The 18,800-nt window shown below is 54.4% G+C and carries 16 protein-coding genes; 15 read left to right on the top strand and 1 reads right to left on the bottom strand.

Translation table 11 applies throughout. The features are described 5' to 3' along the window. The first annotated feature begins 1,133 nt into the window (after window positions 1–1,133). The 15 genes from FFS64_RS30130 (at window position 1,134) to FFS64_RS30060 (ending at window position 18,230) form a co-directional block, all read left to right on the top strand. Window positions 1,134–1,880 (top strand): DotI/IcmL family type IV secretion protein, encoded by a 747-nt coding sequence (locus FFS64_RS30130; protein ID WP_137808336.1) that lies wholly within the window; start codon window positions 1,134–1,136, stop codon window positions 1,878–1,880. Window positions 1,881–1,888: 8 nt separating this feature from the next. Further along, window positions 1,889–3,094, top strand: coding sequence for a DotH/IcmK family type IV secretion protein (locus tag FFS64_RS30125; RefSeq protein WP_137808335.1), 1,206 nt, complete (start codon window positions 1,889–1,891; stop codon window positions 3,092–3,094). A 9-nt stretch (window positions 3,095–3,103) separates the two neighbouring features. Continuing rightward, window positions 3,104–4,459, top strand: a complete 1,356-nt coding sequence (gene traO, locus FFS64_RS30120) for a conjugal transfer protein TraO (RefSeq protein WP_137808334.1) — start codon at window positions 3,104–3,106, stop codon at window positions 4,457–4,459. Window positions 4,460–4,495: 36 nt separating this feature from the next. Then, entirely contained in the window at window positions 4,496–5,395 is a 900-nt protein-coding gene (locus tag FFS64_RS30115; RefSeq protein WP_137808333.1) for a hypothetical protein, read from the top strand. A 9-nt stretch (window positions 5,396–5,404) separates the two neighbouring features. Continuing rightward, a complete protein-coding gene (gene traQ, locus FFS64_RS30110; protein ID WP_137808332.1) occupies window positions 5,405–5,938 on the top strand; it encodes a conjugal transfer protein TraQ in 534 nt (177 codons plus the stop codon). 23 nt (window positions 5,939–5,961) lie between these two features. Beyond that, window positions 5,962–6,417 (top strand): DUF6750 family protein, encoded by a 456-nt coding sequence (locus FFS64_RS30105; RefSeq protein ID WP_137808331.1) that lies wholly within the window; start codon window positions 5,962–5,964, stop codon window positions 6,415–6,417. 45 nt (window positions 6,418–6,462) lie between these two features. After that, on the top strand, window positions 6,463–7,209 hold the full coding sequence (locus tag FFS64_RS30100) for an HNH endonuclease (RefSeq protein WP_137808330.1): 747 nt from the start codon (window positions 6,463–6,465) through the stop codon (window positions 7,207–7,209). An 18-nt stretch (window positions 7,210–7,227) separates the two neighbouring features. Next, on the top strand, window positions 7,228–10,302 hold the full coding sequence (locus FFS64_RS30095) for an ATP-binding protein (RefSeq protein ID WP_137808329.1): 3,075 nt from the start codon (window positions 7,228–7,230) through the stop codon (window positions 10,300–10,302). After that, window positions 10,299–11,552 (top strand): conjugal transfer protein TraW, encoded by a 1,254-nt coding sequence (traW, locus tag FFS64_RS30090; protein WP_137808328.1) that lies wholly within the window; start codon window positions 10,299–10,301, stop codon window positions 11,550–11,552. Before FFS64_RS30095 ends, traW begins: the two co-directional genes overlap by 4 nt. Next, the gene (locus tag FFS64_RS30085) at window positions 11,552–12,178 is read left to right on the top strand and encodes a hypothetical protein (RefSeq protein WP_137808327.1); all 627 of its coding nucleotides are present in this window, start codon (window positions 11,552–11,554) and stop codon (window positions 12,176–12,178) included. Before traW ends, FFS64_RS30085 begins: the two co-directional genes overlap by 1 nt. After that, window positions 12,175–14,355, top strand: coding sequence for a DotA/TraY family protein (locus FFS64_RS30080; protein ID WP_137808326.1), 2,181 nt, complete (start codon window positions 12,175–12,177; stop codon window positions 14,353–14,355). Before FFS64_RS30085 ends, FFS64_RS30080 begins: the two co-directional genes overlap by 4 nt. Before the next feature lie 135 nt (window positions 14,356–14,490). Next, window positions 14,491–14,994, top strand: coding sequence for a hypothetical protein (locus FFS64_RS30075; RefSeq protein ID WP_137808325.1), 504 nt, complete (start codon window positions 14,491–14,493; stop codon window positions 14,992–14,994). A 34-nt stretch (window positions 14,995–15,028) separates the two neighbouring features. Then, window positions 15,029–15,790: a hypothetical protein gene (locus FFS64_RS30070; RefSeq protein WP_137808324.1), complete on the top strand. Its 762-nt coding sequence runs from the start codon at window positions 15,029–15,031 to the stop codon at window positions 15,788–15,790. A gap of 102 nt (window positions 15,791–15,892) precedes the next feature. Next, window positions 15,893–17,680: a hypothetical protein gene (locus tag FFS64_RS30065; RefSeq protein WP_137808323.1), complete on the top strand. Its 1,788-nt coding sequence runs from the start codon at window positions 15,893–15,895 to the stop codon at window positions 17,678–17,680. A gap of 184 nt (window positions 17,681–17,864) precedes the next feature. Continuing rightward, on the top strand, window positions 17,865–18,230 hold the full coding sequence (locus FFS64_RS30060; RefSeq protein WP_137808322.1) for a hypothetical protein: 366 nt from the start codon (window positions 17,865–17,867) through the stop codon (window positions 18,228–18,230). 26 nt (window positions 18,231–18,256) lie between these two features. Here the strand turns inward: FFS64_RS30060 and FFS64_RS30055 are convergent, their stop codons facing one another. Beyond that, complete coding sequence (locus tag FFS64_RS30055) at window positions 18,257–18,496, bottom strand: hypothetical protein (RefSeq protein ID WP_137808321.1); 240 nt, start codon at window positions 18,494–18,496, stop codon at window positions 18,257–18,259. Between the last annotated feature and the right edge of the window lie 304 nt (window positions 18,497–18,800).

Below are 18,800 nucleotides of genomic sequence, written 5' to 3'. Positions count from 1 at the left end.
GCCCGGAAGCCGCACGCGGCGCGCAGCCTGCTTGCAGGCGAGCACCGAACGGGTGAGGACTGAAGCGCAGCGGCCCCTTTACCAGGTGGCTGGTTATCAAGGCTCCCTCGGCGGTCATGGGGTTGCTTCTCCCCCATGGCCGATGGGGTCAGAGGCCGACTCGCTCCCTTCCTGGAGGGAAGGGCGGGGGGATGGGTGTGGCCGCCGCCGGCGGCCGGTGTTGCCGCTGATCTCATTCTTACAGCGAAAGGCTCATCACTGAGGCCGTGAGGTGATTGTCAGATATGAATACATGGTGATCAGTTGGACCGGTGGGCTGGGTCAGATGAACAAAACGAAGCATCTTTCTACGCGTTTCTCTGAAGACGTAGAACACCGACAGCCTAACGGCCGCTGAGTACTGCTCTTCCTGATTACGCTTTTCAAATAGAACTGACGCCTCAGGCCGCTGATCCTGTCCATGACCTGCAGTCGTTTCCTGGAATGCTCAACAGCGAGAACTTTGAAGGGGCTTGGATGCATCGCGATCTTCAGGAAACTCATCCGAGGTTGTTGATAACGGGTTAGAAGCTTAAAGATTGGTTAAGACAGGTAAAAACCGCGCGCGCGTGTTAACCCTTTAACAATTGCTCTGAAGCTATTGAATATAAAGGCTTCTGGAATCATGAATGTCGGTAAAAGACGAAACGCCCGTCGGTGATATACGTGTAAATGTCGGTGATAGACGGTCGCCTGTGTCGGCGTTATACGTGCGAGGCATCGAGTTATCCACAGTTGTCGGCGATATCCCTAGGGCGTCGGCGTTATACGTGTCGAGCTCGAAAGGGGTGTAATTGTCGGTTCTGGATGAAAACGCCCGTTTTGCGGCGTAATTACGGGGCTTTCGGCAGTGTTCAATCCTGAAAAAATGTCGGCAATATACGAAATGAGCCCTGTTTTGTCGGCGTTATACGTGGCTTCTTGAACAGCGCAAATCGCACGTCGGTTTCTGTAATCTATCCACCATGGAAACTAACAAAAGCTGATACCGCTTGGCGGATCGTGGCGTATGACGCTGAAAGCACGAGAACTCGTCGCTTGTTCCTTTTCGCATCGTGTATATAATACGGAAAAGCGAGGAGGGCGAATCCGCCATGAGCAATGACACACCACTAGGGGCTGGATCCCAATTACCCAGCTCTTTCGCCTCGGAAAACCGTGAGCTGATGAATCAGATCATATCCGAGGTGGTTTCGCAGGTTAAACAGACCAGCGACGCAATTGAGCCTGCTGAACGGGTTCAAAAGGAACGGAAGAAGATCTCCTTCATCGCCGTGTCAGCAGTGAAGATGAATTACATCCTCGGCGCGGCGCTACTGGTTGTGTTAGGCCTTCTCTGCGTAACCACTTGGTTCGCCGTGCATCCCCTGCGTGAGTATTTTGCAAGTGACAATGGCCGGATTTTCCCAATGATCCCCATGTCGCAACCCTACCGTAAACCCGGTGATGTGATTCAGTTCGCTAAGGACACGCTCACGCGCTCCTTCACCATGGACTTCGAAAACTATCGCCAGGATCTGGAAGATAACCGACCTCGTTACACCCGCCTGGGGTTTAAGTCCTACATCGACGCATTGCAGAACGCTGGAATCCTCGAGCTCGTGCGGCAGAAGCGCATGAATATGTCGATCACAGCGGGCACCGGTGTGCTGGTGAAAGATGGGCTCGAAAACGGTGTGTACTTCTGGACCATCGAAATTCCTATTCAAATCAGGCTGACGGGGCAGACCTCCGAACTGCCGACCCAGCGCTTCCTAGCGACGGTGCGTGTTGAGCGTATCGACACTCTCGACTCCATTGAAGGTATCGGCGCGGCCCAACTGGTCACCAAGCCGCTATAGGTGAGCTCATGTTCGATCGTTTAGTTATTGTCTCCGCGTTGCTGGCAGTTTTCGGCTCGCCTTCTGTTCTTGCAGTTGAGGGTTTCCCCGCGCAACAGCCAGTGCCAACTCAAACACCTATGCCAACTCCGGCGTTAGGTGCCCCACCAGCCGGTTCAAAGGAATCGCTTGAATGGGTTAGTTCGACACAGGTTCCTCAACAACAGGCGATGTCGTCTCAGCAGCAAATCCAAGCCGCATTCCCTCCTACTAGCTACGGCCCGAACAATTATCCGGTGCAGCAGCCTGGGCAAGCCTTTCCCGTACCAGTGAACGCTCAAGGTTACCCAGTGCAGCCCGGCACGCAGGTGCAGTATGTGCCGCAACCGGGCCAGCCGCAGCGACCTCAGGACGATGGTACACGGGGCTTATTTCCGCCTAATCAACCATCTGCCGGCGCGATCGCGGGGGAGGTTGTTTCACCCTTCACCCCCGGCGAAATCCGTGAATTGCGAAAGCAATTTGATGCCAGCCGTGACGCTAAGGCGTTTAAGACGATTCGGGCAGTGCCGAGGATCAGCAGCATTTCTGTCGACCTTTCACCTGGGTCGTCGATGCCGATCGCACGGCTAATGCAAGGCACACCAGGCTCGCTAGTTTTTATCGACTCGACGGGTGCACCGTGGCCGCTAGCGGCCGCACCGCGTATTTCCGACGATTCGTTGTTCTACGTGGAATGGTTGAAACCATCCCATGCCGTAGTGATTTCGGCGTTAAGCCAATACGAAACTGGGACGGTGACGGTATTCCTTCAAGGGCTAGCCACTCCTGTGGTCATTCAGCTTGCTACCGGCGAGGAGAACAGCAAAGAGATCAGTCGGATTGTAGATGTCCGGCTCGATGTCCGCGTACCTGGCCGAGGGCCAAATGCCAAAAACGCCGTGACCGGTCCTGGAAAAATCTCGTTGTACGACGACACGCTTCAAGCCTTTCTCGATGGACTGCCACCAACTGGTGCGAAGGCGATTAAAGCGAATGGCGAAATTCCAGCTGGTACGAAGGTTTGGCAGTTGGAAAACGAACTCTTCGTCAGAACAACGTACGACATCAAATCTCCGTTTGATCAGACCAGCTCTGCTGCCAATGGCACGCGGGTTTACCGCATGCCTGTTACCCCGTACGTCACGTTTTCAGATATGGGTCGTTCCGTGACCGTCCAGCTCGACATTCTTTGAGGTTGAATCATGAGTGAAATGCAAGCAGATGTTGGACGGAACACTATTTGGATCATCGCCACAGTGGCCCTTGTGGTCATTGGTGGGTGCTACGTGGCTTACGGCTACTTCGCTACTGGCACCACGGCCGCGCCTAGCTCGGTCGCGATCAATACTGCCGGCAAAGGCACGGCGTCACCCGAAAGCGAGCATTACGGGAAGGTGCTGAACAAGTACAACCAGTCCAATGCAACTAATGCGGAGCAGCAAGGAAAAACCTATGTCTCCGTAATTTCTACTAGGGATCAACCAGTTCAGGAAGCTCCTCAATCCAAGGTCGCTGCACAAGAACCACCGAAACAACCTCAAATTGTTTACGTGTATCAGCCTGCACCTCAGCAAAGCGCCGGCCAGCATCAGCAAGAAATCTTGTCCGACCAGGAAAAAGAGCGCAGAGAACGCATTCGAAATCAGGCGGCGGGGCTCATCAAAAACTGGGGGGGATCGAAGCATACGGTTGCGACAGTTGCTGACGAAAGCGGCTACGCCGGCACAGTGAATAACAGCACATCGAATGGCGTAGGCGTGCCTGGTGGTCACCCGGGCTCGGGTCAGCTCTCCAGTTCCGTACCCGTCGTGAAGATCCTTGATGACTTTATTCGAATCCCTGCCTTGCTGGAGACAGATCTCGACACCGATGAAAATTCGATAGTGATTGCTTCGGTCCCCTCTGGCCCGTACCAAGGGCTGACTGTGTTCGCACAGGGCTACAAGCGCATAAATGAATCGATCGATATGACCTTCACCATCATGAAATGGCGCGGGCGCTCCTACAAAATTACCGCAAAGGCAATCGACCAAAATACCTTACGCAGTGCCCTTTCCGGAGAGGTCAATAACCGTTACTTCACCCGGATCATCCTTCCAGCAATTGCTGCCGGGATAGGCAGAACTGGGCAGTTGTACGAACAGTCAAGCGCCCAGAACATCATCACTCCGCAAGGCGGCGTGATTCAGACCTATCCATCCACGCCGGACGCCACTGCCGTGCTCGGAACGATGGTCGGTGGCATGGGGGAAACCGCAGGCAAGGTTCTGGCTCAGGACGCCGCGCAGATGCCCGCTAAGCAAGTGTTGATCCCGAAGAAGGACACGATCGGCATCCAGTTCATGGCGCCGGTGTTGTCCACTGACGACCTTTCAGCAGGTGCGTCTGCCCCCGCGGTGGATCTAAATACGCTCAGCCTTCCCGCATCGCAGCCACCCGTTCAGCAGCAGCAACAGCAACAGCAGCAGCCAGCAATTAGACCAGCGGGTTACCCAATCACCAATCTGCCGGCGACTGGGCTTTACCCAAACAATCAGTCTGGCTATTCTGCTTATTAATTCTGTATCATTGTCACGATACAAAAAGGAATGATCATGACTAATCAGGCAGAACCGCAAGCGGACGTGTTCGACATGTCCCGGACAGTCCCAGCGCCTGAAGCTGTGCCTGAAGTTGAGGTGCGCGAGAAAAGCGAGCCGAAACCGAAGCAATCCAAGAAGCCCATGAGCCTGCCGAGTGCTATTTCACTTGAAAAAGTGAAGAAGTACGCCGTGCCAGCGGGATTGGTGTTGGCGGTTGTAGTCGGGGGGGTATGGTCCTTCGCGCCGGGAATTTTTTCGTCTGGTGGTAGTGCAAGTCCTGTACCCAGAAGCGTCGCGGCCCAGCCGTCTTTTACGCCGGCAGACGCCATGCGAGATGCAGGGCAAGCCACCTTCAAAGAGGCGCAACGAGTTGTGGCTCTTCCTGGAAGTGTTCCTGATCAGGTACCGACCGCAATAGCCGAAATTCCCGAATCCCCTGCAGCTCTCAGGCCGGAGCCCGAGCGCACAGCAGCAGTTTCCACTGTGCCTCCGCAAGGCGTACCGATAGTCGACAAAGAACTGCAGGTGCGTGTCGCGACACTTGAGCAGTCGATAGCTGAGCTGCAAGCGAAAATTGCTCTGCTTGAAGGTCGACCTCGTGCGGATGCGACCGCCGGTGGTGTCAGCGCAAAAGCGGCCAAATCTGTAGCTGCGAAAAGCGATGCTCACAAAAATTCAAAGGCCAATACACCTGGTGTCACTCGTTCGGCGAAAGCGCCGAGCAAGCCAGTCGAATCAACGCTCGTAAACAAGGGTTTCACATTGAACACCATCTATACCGGACAAGCCTGGATCCAGGATTCTGAAAAGGTTTACGTGGTGCAGGTGGGCGACCTTGTTGGGGATATGCAGATCCTGTCGCTTGATCCGAAGGCCCGCCGGGTTACGACGACCAAGGGCGTAATTCGCTAAGGAGTTGTCATGGATCTCGCACAAATGATTACTCAGTTCGCGAACACCTTCGCGGTCGCCCTTTGGCGATTCCTCTGGGTTCTCGGGATTCTCGTCGGCACGGTTTACGCGGGATCAGCGTTGATGCGGCTGCAGAGGGCATCCCGTCTGCCAGGTTCAAGTCCTGTAACGGTGGGGGACATTGTTCCACTGCTGATCATTGCTGCGCTGATGGCGAATTTGTCTCGTTTTATCAACGCTGCTTGGACGTCATTCGGATCCGGCACCGTCAGTTACGGGCCAATTGCCTACAGCGGTGCTGCGGAGTTCGGGCGCTTCGCCGAAGCGATCAACTCTGTGCTGACTCTCGCGAGCGTTTTCGGTGGTGTGATGTTCTTCAAAGGCGTGTTGCTGTTGAAAAAAGCAACCGTCGACGGGCAGTCGAACCAGGGGGCTGACGATGCGGTATGGCGTGCCCTCACACACATGATTTTCGGTTCCTTCCTGGTGCAAATTCCGGATGTGATTGACGCTGCCCGGGCTTCTCTGGGCCTTGTTTGGTGAAACTTAAAAAAGGGGATGTATCGATGAAAATTAATCCAATGGAATACACCATTGACCTGGGCCGTAAGGCTCAAATTGGTCTGCAAACCTGGTGCGATAAACATACTGCGGATCCGGTTCAACGGCGGATCATGCTAACTACGGCTGCGATAACTTTCGGTGCGTTGGCATTCTCCACGGGCGCAGCTGCTGATGGGGAAGGTATGGCTGGGATGCTCAGCACCGGCGCGACCCAGGCTGACTCGGGAACGAATAGTCTGGCAAAAATCTTTAAGTTTCTGGGCTTCGGCGGTGCCGCCTATGGTGGCTTCAATTGGTGGAAAAAAGGACAGGACGGCGCGCGCAGTGACATTAAGGCGACCCAGATCTTCATCCCGATCCTTGCTGGTGCGGGAATTGGCGGTATTGGGTTCCTCATGGGTAAAGCTGGTGAAACCGTGGGGATGGCGACGAGCACTTACGGTCAAGTGCCTCAGTAATCCACCTGATGGATCGGCGGCCGCAAGGTCGCCGGGTTGGAAGCCATGAACGATCTCTCTAATCAAGATCCAGCTGAAGTAGACCAGGACAAAGTCGTTCCCAAAGAAGGTTTGGGAACAGGCTTTGACAAGGCCACCTTCCCAGCGCTTTTTTTCTCAACGAAGAGCCAGATTTGGGGTGATAAGTCAGGCGCTGACTGGGAGCCGGTGGCGCGGGAGTTCAAGTCAGGGGACTTGAAAAAAAAGACGCTCCTGAAAGATGGCCACCGCTGCATGTTTTGCGGCTTTCACTCAAGCCATAACCAAATACACAACTTGACGGATAACCACCAGGATATCCGTGAGCCCAATCTGCGAGCCGTTGATCATCTCTGTCATGGGTGGCAACACCTGGGCGAGTTGGGCGAAGGGAACGCTGTGATTGCTTATCTACCGGGCCTGACCGGTCAAGACGTAAACCATCTGCAGAGAACGCTGATGGTTGCGTTGCAGAGCGGGGACGAGTCGATCAAGGCTGATGCGAAAAAGCTGCTGAATTGGCTCGGTTCTCATTTCAAGTACACCGAGGACGCCTGGGGCACCTTTTCCCCGGCAGTGTTCGCCAAAGCGCTTCTGCGTCAAAGCGACAGCGACAAAGGCCGTCGAGAGCTCGTGTTCGAGGGGCTGGCGGTCGTTTTCAATCCTGGCCCATACAGCCAGGCCGCAAATTTGTGGGCTCATGATTACCAAGTGACTTATCCGGTCGCGAAATGGGCTGATGTCTATTTCAGCGTCATGAACCCACCAGCATAATTTTTTGAGGGAAGCACGATGGGCGTTGCTAAGTTTCTTGATGGTCTTGTCGATGCCACTGAAGGCTTCCTTGCCTACATGTCTCGGTACATGGTCGGTAAAGACCTTGCGAGCTACTGTGAGCTCGCTACAGCCATCGGCCTAACCGATGAGGACATCAGTCGTAATCCGGCGTTGAAAGACCCTTATACGCTCGTTACGCACGATGGTTCTCTTTTGACGGTTTTTGACGTGCAGGGCACTTACCAGATCCTGTCCGAGGACGACTTCGACAAGCTCATCGAAAACCTTCGATTGAAAATGAGTGGCTACATGCGTGAGCCCGGACACTCCTTAACGTTCGGGTTCGAGCGCGATCCCGATCGCGCGCTGGATGAGCTGATGCGCCTTGCTGAGCCACAGATCAACGCCGCTCGGCGAATGGGCATCAATACCGAAGACATCATCATCGATCGTGTGAAGCGAAACGCTCCGCTGGTTGCTTGGGAGCAGAATCTGTTGGTGGTCTACACCCATGTGAGCTGCATCGGCGTTGATCTAAAGCGCGAGAGGAAAGAGCTGGAACAAGACATCCTTAAATACGAGATGCCGCGCGTTGAGTTCGGGCAAAGTCCGGCCCAGGTGCTGATGACGTTGAAGTATCGGCACGACACGATGATTGAGCGCGTACAGAAAGATTTTGACGGCTGCGGCGCAGAAGGGCGTCCGGGCATACTGCTGAAGCAGCTGAGCGCTCATGAAGCGACAAAGCGCATACGAATCATGGTAAACCGCGAAAGAACGTCTCAAAAGTTCCGGCCGGTGTTGCCAGGTGACCGCTTTATTCCCCATGGCCGTGAGGATGAAAAAGACTTCTCTGATCTCACTGCGCCACTTGTAAATTTCCAAGTCGTTACGAATGACGTTGATGCCAGGCGCTCGCTGATCGAGACCGACGAACTGTGGCACGGCAATATTGCCATGGAGCTTGGGCCACAGAATCCGCAGCTGTTCTCCTACCTGTTCAACACCGTCGCACGGGAAATTCCGTGGCGGATCCGCATCGACCTATCGCCAGGAGGGTTATCCGAGACCCGAGGGCGGCAGATGATGGCTGGTTTCGTTGGCATGATTGGTTCAAACAAACAGATTCGCCAATCCTTCCTGGACCTGGAGGAGCGGAGCAAGATCGACGCGATCTGCTCGATGAAGATCACAGCTTCAACCTGGTCGAGCAGTGAACGTGAAACCAAGCGTCGTATGGCCGCGTTGGAAAAGGCCATTCAAGCCTGGGGTATCTGCAGCGTGACCTCAGTTCATGGGGATCCGGTGGCGGCTTGGGCGTCGACCATGCCGGGGTTCACTTTGAAAAACCCCGCGAATCGGATGGTTCCGCCTCTACCGGATGCGCTGAAGATGATGCCGTTCCAGCGGCCGGCTACGCCTTGGAGCGAGGGGGGGTCTTTGGTACTCAGGACGCCGGACGGCAAAATCTACGTGGTGCAGCTTGGTAGCTCTCTTCAGGACACATGGATCGAAGCGTTGTCCGCTCCTCCAGGTTCCGGAAAATCCGTGCTGCTCAACACCATGAACAGCGCAACGATCCACCGGGCGGGTAATACGCGGCTTCCGCTGATGACGATTATCGATGTAGGGCCATCGTCTGCCGGGCTGATCAACCTCATCCGTGATTCGTTGCCTGAGCATCGCAAAAACGAAGCGATTTACATGCGCCTGCAGAACTCGGCCGAGTTTGCGGTGAATCCTGGTGATACCCAGTTGGGTGCTCGTGAGCCGACTTCTCGTGAGAAAGAGTTTCTATCGGACTTTCTGACGCTTTTTTGCACGGATCCGAAAACTAAATCGGCGCCGGCGGCTTGTTCTGGTGTTGTCGATAAGCTGATTGAGATTGCTTACAGCAAGCGTGCGTCAGGAGGGTCAGCTCTCACGTACGAGGACCATGTGGAACCTATCGTTGATAAGGTACTGCTTGAGTCCGGTCTTCTGGCCAAACACGATGACACCTGGTGGAGCGCTGCGACCTGGTGGGAAGTAACAGATATGCTCTTCGCTGCTGGCTATGTTCGGGAAGCAGCTATCGCGCAGCGGCAGGCAGTCCCTGTTTTCACTGACTTTGCGGCCTACCTTTCCGATGAATCGGTCCGTCAATTGTATCAATCCGCAGTTACCACTGATGGTGAACCGGTACTTGAATATATGGGCCGCTGCTTCAGCGTGGCGATCTCGAAGTACGCGCTATTCAGCGGTAGAACTCGTTTTGAGGTGAGTGGTGAAACACGCGTAATTTCTATCGACTTGAACGATGTAATTGGCTCACAGACGCCTGAGGGCAGCGTGAGAACGGCGATCATGTACATGTTCGCTCGGCAAATGGCTGCCAAAAACTACTTCCTCCGCGAAGAGGTAGTGCTCCCGGTTGTTGCGCCGATGTATCACGAATACCACATGAAGCGGATTGCCGACGTCAAAGACGAAAAGAAGGTTATCGCTTACGACGAGTTCCACAACACCCAGGGCCAAGAGGCTTTCGTCCAAACCTGCATTAAAGATGCGAGGGAAGGGCGTAAGTGGGGTATCCGCGTGGTGCTTGTCTCGCAATATCTCTACGACTTCCCGGCGGCACTGCTGAACGCGGCGACGGCGGTGTACGTCATGCGCGGCGGTAATGCTGCCGACGAAAAAGTCTTGCGTGAGGTCTTCAACATCTCCGAGGAGGCCATTCGCCGCCTGCAACGCGAAGCTACCGGTCCTGATCCGCGTCTCGGGGGCAACTTCCTCGCGCTGTTCAAAACGAAGGTCGGCTACATCGTTCAGCTGCTTACCAACACAGTTGGTCCGATCGAGCTGTGGGCCTTCTCGACAACGCTCGAGGACGTGGCGCTGCGCGATCGTTTGTACAAGCGACTCGGCGATTACGCAGCACGGAAACTTCTCGCCGAGAAATTCCCAACAGGCACGGCCCAACCGTTGATCGAACAAATGAAAATCGATGCCTCTGACAACGACGGTGCGTCCGTGGTAAGCACTTTGGCCAAGAGGCTGGCGGACGGATACCTCAATAAGCTGGCCAAGGAAATGGAGGTGGGAGCATGAGTTTGCACAAACGGAAGTTGCTTTCAGCGGCGGTGCTCGCCGCTGGCGTAGCGATGTGTAGCAACGCAAATGCTTCGATTGTTCCTGTGGTCGACGCCGTGCTGATTCAAACTGTGGGAATGATGAACACTGCTGTTACAGGGGCCGTCAATGGCACCACTGCCGCCGTCAATTCCATGAACAGTAGCGTTACACAGTTGCTGCAAAAAATTGGCACATCAGTCAACGAAAATGGCCAGAAAATCGCCAGCACCATCGAGGCCGATGGCAAGACTCAGCGCGAGTTCGCCGTGAGCCAGGAAAAGAACCGCAAACTCGAAGAGGCACGTCAGCGCTACTTCGTCGGTTCGAACATTTGCAGTGAATCCGCTTCAGGCGGTGCACACGAGATCGCAGGATCTGCGCAAGCCGCGAAGGGCGGGATGCGCCCTGGTGGTGGAGCGAAGGTGAGTAATCAGGCTATCGCTCAAGCACTGAACACCCCGCCGATCGCCCCTGAAATCGATTCGTCCCGGGCGGCCAAGGTTCACGCTCAATTCTGTGATGCTGACGACTATGCAGCGTACGGTGGCTCTCAGGCCTGCCCTAGCGTATCAACCAGTATGCCTGGTGCAGACAAGCGAGTTGATTCGGTACTGTCAGGCGCCGGGGAGAATGGGAAAGCTCCAGATCTGACGTTCAACCAGAATCAGATCGATGCTGCACGCATGTACGTGCAGAACTCCACTCGTCGCTCGATCGCACCTCAGCTGAAAAAGGGCGAAGCAGACACTGTTGCCGGTAGCCAGTACGTCGGTTTGATGAACCAGTACAACTCGATCATCTCAGCCGCGGCGGATCCGCAGGAGCAACGGATCGCGAATAGTCAGCCAAGCCCGGCGACGAAAGACCTGCTGAAGGAGGCTTTGATCTCTCCTGCTGCAAGTGCGTACTACAAGGAGTTTGCGTCTGATACTGCCAAGAGCACCGGGATGATGTCGGCTCGGGAATTCGAGGCGTTCGAGGTTGGCCGGCGCTATGCCAACACCGAGTACCAGGCTGATCTGCAGGCGTTGAGTGGCGAGAACCTGCAGCGTGAGCAAATCCGCATTGCTTCTCTGAACAACTGGCTGATGTTAGGCATCAAGGACGAGTTGCAGAAGTCGAACATCATCAGCGGTCAGCTTCTGGCCAGTGCGGCAAGGGACGAATACACGCCGATTCTCGGGACTTTGTACAAGTCCGTGTCAGGCCGCATGGGGGGGCAGTAATGGACTTAAAGAACGCTGTAAAAGTCGGTGCCAAAGGATCTCTCTGGACTATTTGGCACGTCATCATGCCCCTCTCTGCAATGAAGCGGACTTTGTCGCTTACAAAGCGTGAAATCGAGCGGAACAAGGAGAACTTGCAGTATCTGAAGGAGCTCAGCGCCGAGGCTAAACGAATTCTCTCCGAGGATGAGGCAAGCAATGAAGATCGACCTGGCTTGTCGTTTGAGGAAGCAATAGCTTCCCGCTCACCTGATGCGCCGTCGATACCCGAACTGTACCGGTCATTCCTGATGAAAAAGCGTTGGGCACTCGCGGCGGGAGTGTTTTTCGCTCTCACGGGGGGGTGTGCAGTCGTGGGAGGGATTGTCTTTGGGCATCCCAAGGACATATTGCTTGGAGCTCTATCGCTTCTTGTAAGCCAGCCAGTGTTCTTTATGGCCGCGCTAGGGGCGCAACTCAGGCTCTGGCAGCTTAAAACTAAGCGACTTTCAGTGCAGGAGCGAGGGAGCGTGCGCGACTTTATTTCCGACTACCGGGATTGGTTCCGACAACTAATGAATCCGGAAATCAACTGGAGCCGACAGACTCAAAAACCGAGCCGATCTGATGGAAGGAACCTGTTATGAAAAGGCTAATCCGTGCTTGGCTTGCCATCATCGGTGCTGTGAGTGCATTGCCTGCAATGGCCGATTCAACGTCGTTGAGCGGTATTGCTGAAGCAGCAAAGCGCACTGGCGACAAATCCAGGGAAGCCTTGGTATCCATCTACGGCAACGTGGTCAACAACCCGCTAGCCACAGGTGGTTCAGGGGGAGGGGACACGGTGTTGGCGAGCGTGTTTCAGGTGACCAATGCGGCCTTGCTCGTGATCGGAGGCTTCTTTGCGGCCTACATGCTCTTCCGAAAGCTCACCCAGTCGGCACACGACGGTGCCGTATTTGATAAACAGCGCCACATGGTGTGGGATCCGATCAGGCTTGTATGGGGTCTCTCTGCATTGGTACCCACGGCAAATGGTTGGGCGCTATCCCAACTATTGATGCTGTGGGCAGCATCGTTGATGGGCGTAGGGATCGCAAACTTGGGCGTGGATGCCTCGGTGCAAGCGTTCAACGAAGGCAAGTCTATGGTCGCTCAGCCGGTGATGCCGAGCACTGTGAGTCTCGCTCGCAGCGTTTTCGAGATGAACCTGTGCATGCACTCCATCAATGCTGGACTGGCCCAGGCAGAGGCTAGTGGGGCACTTATCACGCAGGACGGGTACATTCAGCAGAGCCCTACCGCTAGCGGGTTTGCCCTGAAAAATACCAGCTTTGTCTGCGGAGGCGCCGACATCAACGCGTCGCTTGAACCGCAGCCACAATCCACCAGTTGGTTCAGCGGCACGATCGACGCATCGGATATCCGCCGTGCTCATCTCACCGCACTGCAGCAGATGCAAGCGACCCTCAATAGCGCGGCGCAGGGCTTCGTCACCGGTGTTTTGAAGAAACAGGCCGGCGGGGGATCGGTGCCTGACGCAGAGATGGCGATTCAGTCTGCTTCGCTGCAGTACGAAAACACCATCAGCTCTATAGCGGCTACTAAGCAGGGCAACATCGCCGAGCTCGCTTCGAAGCTGAGTAACTCCATCAAGGAAGGGGGGTGGTTGACGCTTGGCGCCTGGTACCAGACTTTTGCCCAGGCCAATACCAAGCTTTCTGACGCGGTTGCCGCGAAAGCATCGGTGTACGGTATGTCGGCAGATGGCGACCCGGCAATGCTCTCTGTCCTGGGCACGACGAGTGCGGCATTTCGTGCGCAGCAGTCGAGTTCTTCGTACAGCCCAACCTTGGGTACAAGTAGTTCAGGCGATTACTCGAAGGGTGCAACCGGTTCCGATGCGAGTAAGGTCATCGGCTCCGTGTTCTCGGCTCCAGGACAAAGGCTTGTTAATTATCTGATCGACGTGAATGCCGGCGGCGAGGGAAGGGGTCAGCTGAATCCGTTGATCAAGATGAAAAATCTTGGCGACTACACGATGGTTGCCGGCGAAACGGCTCTGGGTGCTTACGTAGCAGCCAAAACCTTGATTGCTGTGAAGGACGGCCTGTCCGCCGCGGGCTTGGCTGCTCGTGCAGCGAACGCCCTCACATCGATCGGGGACGTCCTGGGAGGCGTGCTGGATGCAGTCTCTCCCTTTGTGGTCATGGCGATCATTGGGCTGTTCATCTTGGGCGGAACGCTATCGACTTACTTGCCAATGGTTCCGTTCGTGATCTGGTTTGGCGCGGCCGTTAACTGGCTGGTGGTGGTGGGAGAAGCCATTATCGGTGCACCACTCTGGGCGCTTACCCACCTTGGCGGGGACGGGGATGGCATGGGCCACAAGTCGGGTCATGGCTACATCTTTTTGCTAAACGTGATGGTCAGACCAATTTTGATGGTGATCGGCTTTTTCCTCGGCGGTGCCGGGGTTGTTGCCGGTGGAACGCTGCTTAACCAGATGTTCGGCATCGCGTTGGCCAACGCGCAATTCGACTCCATCACGGGTCTGGTCAGCATCATCTTCTATCTTACGATCTACTGCTCGATGTGCCTCAACCTGGTTCATAGCTGCTTCAACCTGATTTACATCGTGCCGGACCAGGTCATTAACTGGGTCGGTGGTCATGCCTCGGGCACTCTCGGTCGAGATGACAACGACAAGATGAAGAATGCGCTCAACGTCTTCGGCGCCAAGCTTGAGCAAAATATCAAGGGCGGTGGCGGGGGAGGGAAGAACGCAGGCTCTGAAAAAGAAGGTAATGGGATGAAGGCTTGATGGGTGAAGGGCTGAAAAGATCTTTCAGCCCTTTATCAATCCCCCTTTGCGCTGTCAATATCGCATGCTAATATCAACTCAAGAGTCTGTATTATGACTACGATACAAAAGACAGCGCCACTAAGGGGACATTCCATGAACACCGTTTGGTATCTGCTTCGACCATTTTACGCACTAGGCCTGTTCCCGGTAGCGTTGCTGTTCGGAATTGTCTTGTTCAGTTCCAGCAAAGAGCCCGAGGTTACCGTACCGGTACTGATAGCCAGTGCCGGCTACTTTGCACTGGGTTACCTGGTGTTCTCGGTGATCCCTAAGTGGCTGAAAAGCCGCCTTCTTGACCAGGTGCACAAATGTGCGCCGGATTTCAAGGTGGATTACGAGGCTGTGTCCTCCGTATTTAACCGCTATGTCGGATTCAACCGTGAGGCTAAAAAACTGGTTTACGTCGATATCTCCGATGGAACCAGTGCTGTGCTCGATTTTCCAGACGTAAGCGCCTGGGAGGTCGAAACCGACAAGGGTAAGCCGGCGTTGCTGAAATTGATGACTTCGGTCGCGGCTCTGCCGCTGATCGGCGTGCGGTTTGATCGTCGCCAGTCGGACGATTTGATGGCCAGGCTTACAGCCTCATTCGGCTGAATCGATTCTGGATCATGAAGGGTAGGGGAGACGTATGAAGATCAAGCTTGCGATAGCTGTGTTGGGGTGTTCGCTTCTCAGCGCTTGCGACCAGGTGGAAAATACCCCGAACGGTGTACGGCCCGCCGTAGCACAGTCGAGTGACAGTGTGGTTAAGCCAAAGGGAGCTGCGCCTGAGGCGGACCCAAGCGTGAACCTCAATAGCTACGTGAGCTTGAACGATGAGGTAGGCGGGTTGGCACTAACATACGTGCTGACCAGTCGATCCGGCGAATCACTACCAGATTCAGAGTTGCTGAGTCGTCTATCACCGACATATTTCCAGGAGCAGGACAGCTTCAAACGCAAAGACATTGCTGATAGAGAGTTGCCAAAGGTAAAGGCGAAGTTGCGGACGTACAGAGTAACGGAGTACTTCAGTTTGCCCTTTGGTGGCTTGGCCCAAGCCCCGTTGGCAATGACAAATGTCACCCTGGAGGCTTACGACCTTTCCTTCAAAGGCTTTCCTCTGAGCGGCTACGGTTCCTCTTGCTGGTCAGGCTCATTACGGAATCAGCAGGGAGTCTATTTGAAGACTCTTCCAGGATCATTGCCGTGCGTGCTGCCAGTTGCTGATGAGAACACTGCGCGTCTTGTTGAAGCAGCGCGGGCCAAAGGTGCTTTGAATATGCGCGGGACCATCTATCTCTTCGTTCAGGGAGTTGAAGGTGGCACAGTTAAGACGGTTCCTGTGCATGCAAGTATTGATCTCGTCGACGCGTTTACTAAAGAAGTAATAAGCACAGTAAACCTCTAACTAACTTCTAATTTGCGTATTCCCGCGATTATTCGCGGCGGATTCGCTTTGCCAAAAAACGATGTTTAACCGGAAGTTTTAATAACAGGCTGGAGGTTTACTATGCAAAAAAATCAAGCTGATAGCGGTAATGGTGCCTGGAACACGAACACAGATGATCAATTGTTCGAGGCATGGTCTACGACGATGAGTTCGGTAGAATCGATTAGACTTAGGATGGCCGGGCTAAGCGATGAGCAGCAACGAGCTGAATTTGCGGCAAGCAAGGTTAGCCCAGAAGAGCTTGCACTTGTTCGAGCAGAGAATGACGAATTCAATCGCGAAGAACAGCAGTATTTCGCTATTCGGAATTCTGGGAAGAATGGGGAACAAATTCCTGATCACATACACAACAGCGAGAAGTTACTGCGGTACTTCGAATCAGGTGTTGTTGATCGTGAGACTGATTTACATATCGGGCTTAAAGAAGGCGCAACCATCCCAGACGATGCATTCAATGCGGTTCGCAAGTTGTTGGCCGATGTTCGAGAACGTATCAAAGGTTTATCGCCGACTTTAGGTGGGCCTGAGCCGCTGAATTTTGTCCACAATGGCCAACCCGCTGTCCTGGACCTGAGTCGCTACACACAACAACCTGGACACGACATCGATCGGAACAGCAATACCTCTGAACAACGATATGAGGCGTTCAATGCTGTGATGAACTCCACTGTTGCCACACGCGAGCGCATGTCTGGTTTGACCGAAGATCAACGGTTCGCTGAATTCCAGGCCAGTGAACAGGGGCCTGCCAAGCTTGCTGAAGTGCGCGCAGTGCATGACGCCGCCGGCCGACAATCCGAGGTGATCCGGGACGTTCAAGCTCCAGCGCTGCCAGTGCATGAGCCGCTTACCAACACGGAGCAGTTCCGGTACGAGGCGTACAGCACGGTACAAAACTCTGTTGAGGCTGTTCGGCAGCGCCTGGCTGGGCTGACCGAAGATCAACGGTTCGCTGAATTCCAGGCCAGTGAACAGGGGCCTGCCAAGCTTGCTGAAGTGCGCGCAGTGCATGACGCCGCCGGCCGACAATCCGAGGTGGTCCTGGACGTTCAAGCTCCAGCGCTGCCGGTGCATGAGCCGCTTACCAACACGGAGCAGTTCCGGTACGAGGCGTACAGCACGGTACAAAACTCCGTTGAGGCTGTTCGGCAGCGCCTGGCTGGGCTGACCGAGGATCAACGGTTTACCGAATTTCAGGCCAGTGAACAGGGGCCTACCAAACTTGCTGAAGTGCGAGCTGCGCATGACTCTTTGACCGCAACGGCCGTTTCGCCGGTTGTAGAAGGACGTTTGTCAAATACAGATCAGCAGAAATTCGAGGCTTGGCAAGGTGTCATGGGGTCTCTTGAATCTGAGAAACCGAGAATGGCGATACTGTCAGACATTCAACGTCGTGCTGAATATGAAGCCAGTCAAATCGGTCCGGAGCGTTTCCAAGCAGTACGCGCGGAGCATGATTTGGCCAATGGTTATCGTGCTAACAAACCAGCGCTCCCGGAAAAAGGCTCTTTATCTCATTGGGCAAATGAGCTGACTGACGCAGCAAACAAAACCAGACGCCCTCTTAGTGGCTCAGAATTTAAGCAAGTCGTGAGTTCGATTGAGAGTTGCTCCAGGGGGGCCGATCAGGAAAAAGCCAAAGCGCGTGAGGTAGCTGGGCTTCTTGCGAAGGTTCACGGTCCCTCAGGAGAAGCACTCTTTCGCGACCCGGAACTGCGCAATGCCTACAAGGCTGCGATATCGCCGCCTCCTATCAAACAACAACAGGTGTCGGCTGATCGCGTAAATGCACAGCAGGCAGATGAGCAAAAAAATAGTCGTACAGCGGCTCCGATGAGGATGCGTTAAGCAGTTCATTGCCGACCGGACTGGGAAACTTGTCCGGTCGGACAATAAATATCAATAAAAAGCTTATGAATCAGCGTGATACGTAGATTGTTTTTTATGTTAAATCGAAATTAACACTAGAAATAATATTCCTAAAAGATATGAGCGGCATTTCATGACTTTCATGAGGCAGGAGGTATCAGGAGTGAGTGAACCATCCACCGCCTACAGGCACCCGAGGCTAGCTGTTTTGAATAATCACCAGGTGCCGCCAAATATGGTGTTCTCAACACCTGAGCGGATGAAGACTGCACTTATTGCACTGCAGACTCAGGCGCGCTCTGCGAGCGACCTGATCGGTTGTTTTCGGAGTGGCAATGTTGAGGCAAATATAAAGTCGGCTGATGCCGCCCAAGATCAATTGCGAAGCTCACAAGAAGTCATCAAGGTGATGCCGCGTGAGTGTTTCATCATCGTTGAAGCGGCGAGACTTCTAGGAAAGCCAATCCCAGAAGTCAGTGTCCAGGATCTGGCATTTACTGGGCTGATTGCGCTCGACTACAGGCAGTAGTCTGTAAAGCGGCTGGGATGTCGTTGTCAGGTTGCAACTGTCCGTGTTACGACAACGACCGCCACAGGCAAGGTATTTTCGTCAAAGACCAGCAACGCTTTGCGTTGCTTGTACTCGACTGTGTTTAGCCCCTTTTTGGAGTAAATACCCTGGATTGCGTTCTGGGTTGATTGGACCGTGCTGTCGTTGCACGGGATGATGATGCTCTCGCCATAAGCAAGGCCGCAAATTGCCGCCGTTTTGTTTAAAGGTTGGCAGAGGTGCATTGTTGACTCCTAGACCGTCAATTGGTGATTGATACCGGTAGCCGCCGGTTAATCACATCTTACCACCTTGCGTAAATACGTAACAACGTACATACGTAATTAAGTGTCTTGCTTTGCTCCCCGCCTTGAAGAACGCACTTCCCTACCCCATTTAGCTTCGTTTGATGCATCACTCTGCTTGGTCAAGGGCGGCCCGGAAGCCGCACGCGGCGCGCAGCCTGCTTGCAGGCGAGCACCGAACGGGTGAGGACTGAAGCGCAGCGGCCCCTTTACCAGGTGGCTGGTTATCAAGGCTCCCTCGGCG

This window comes from Pseudomonas sp. G(2018) (genome assembly GCF_005502415.1).
GTDB lineage: Bacteria > Pseudomonadota > Gammaproteobacteria > Pseudomonadales > Pseudomonadaceae > Aquipseudomonas.
The sequence above is the reverse complement of the archived record's forward strand: the minus strand, read 5'-3'. Positions and strand labels throughout refer to the sequence as shown.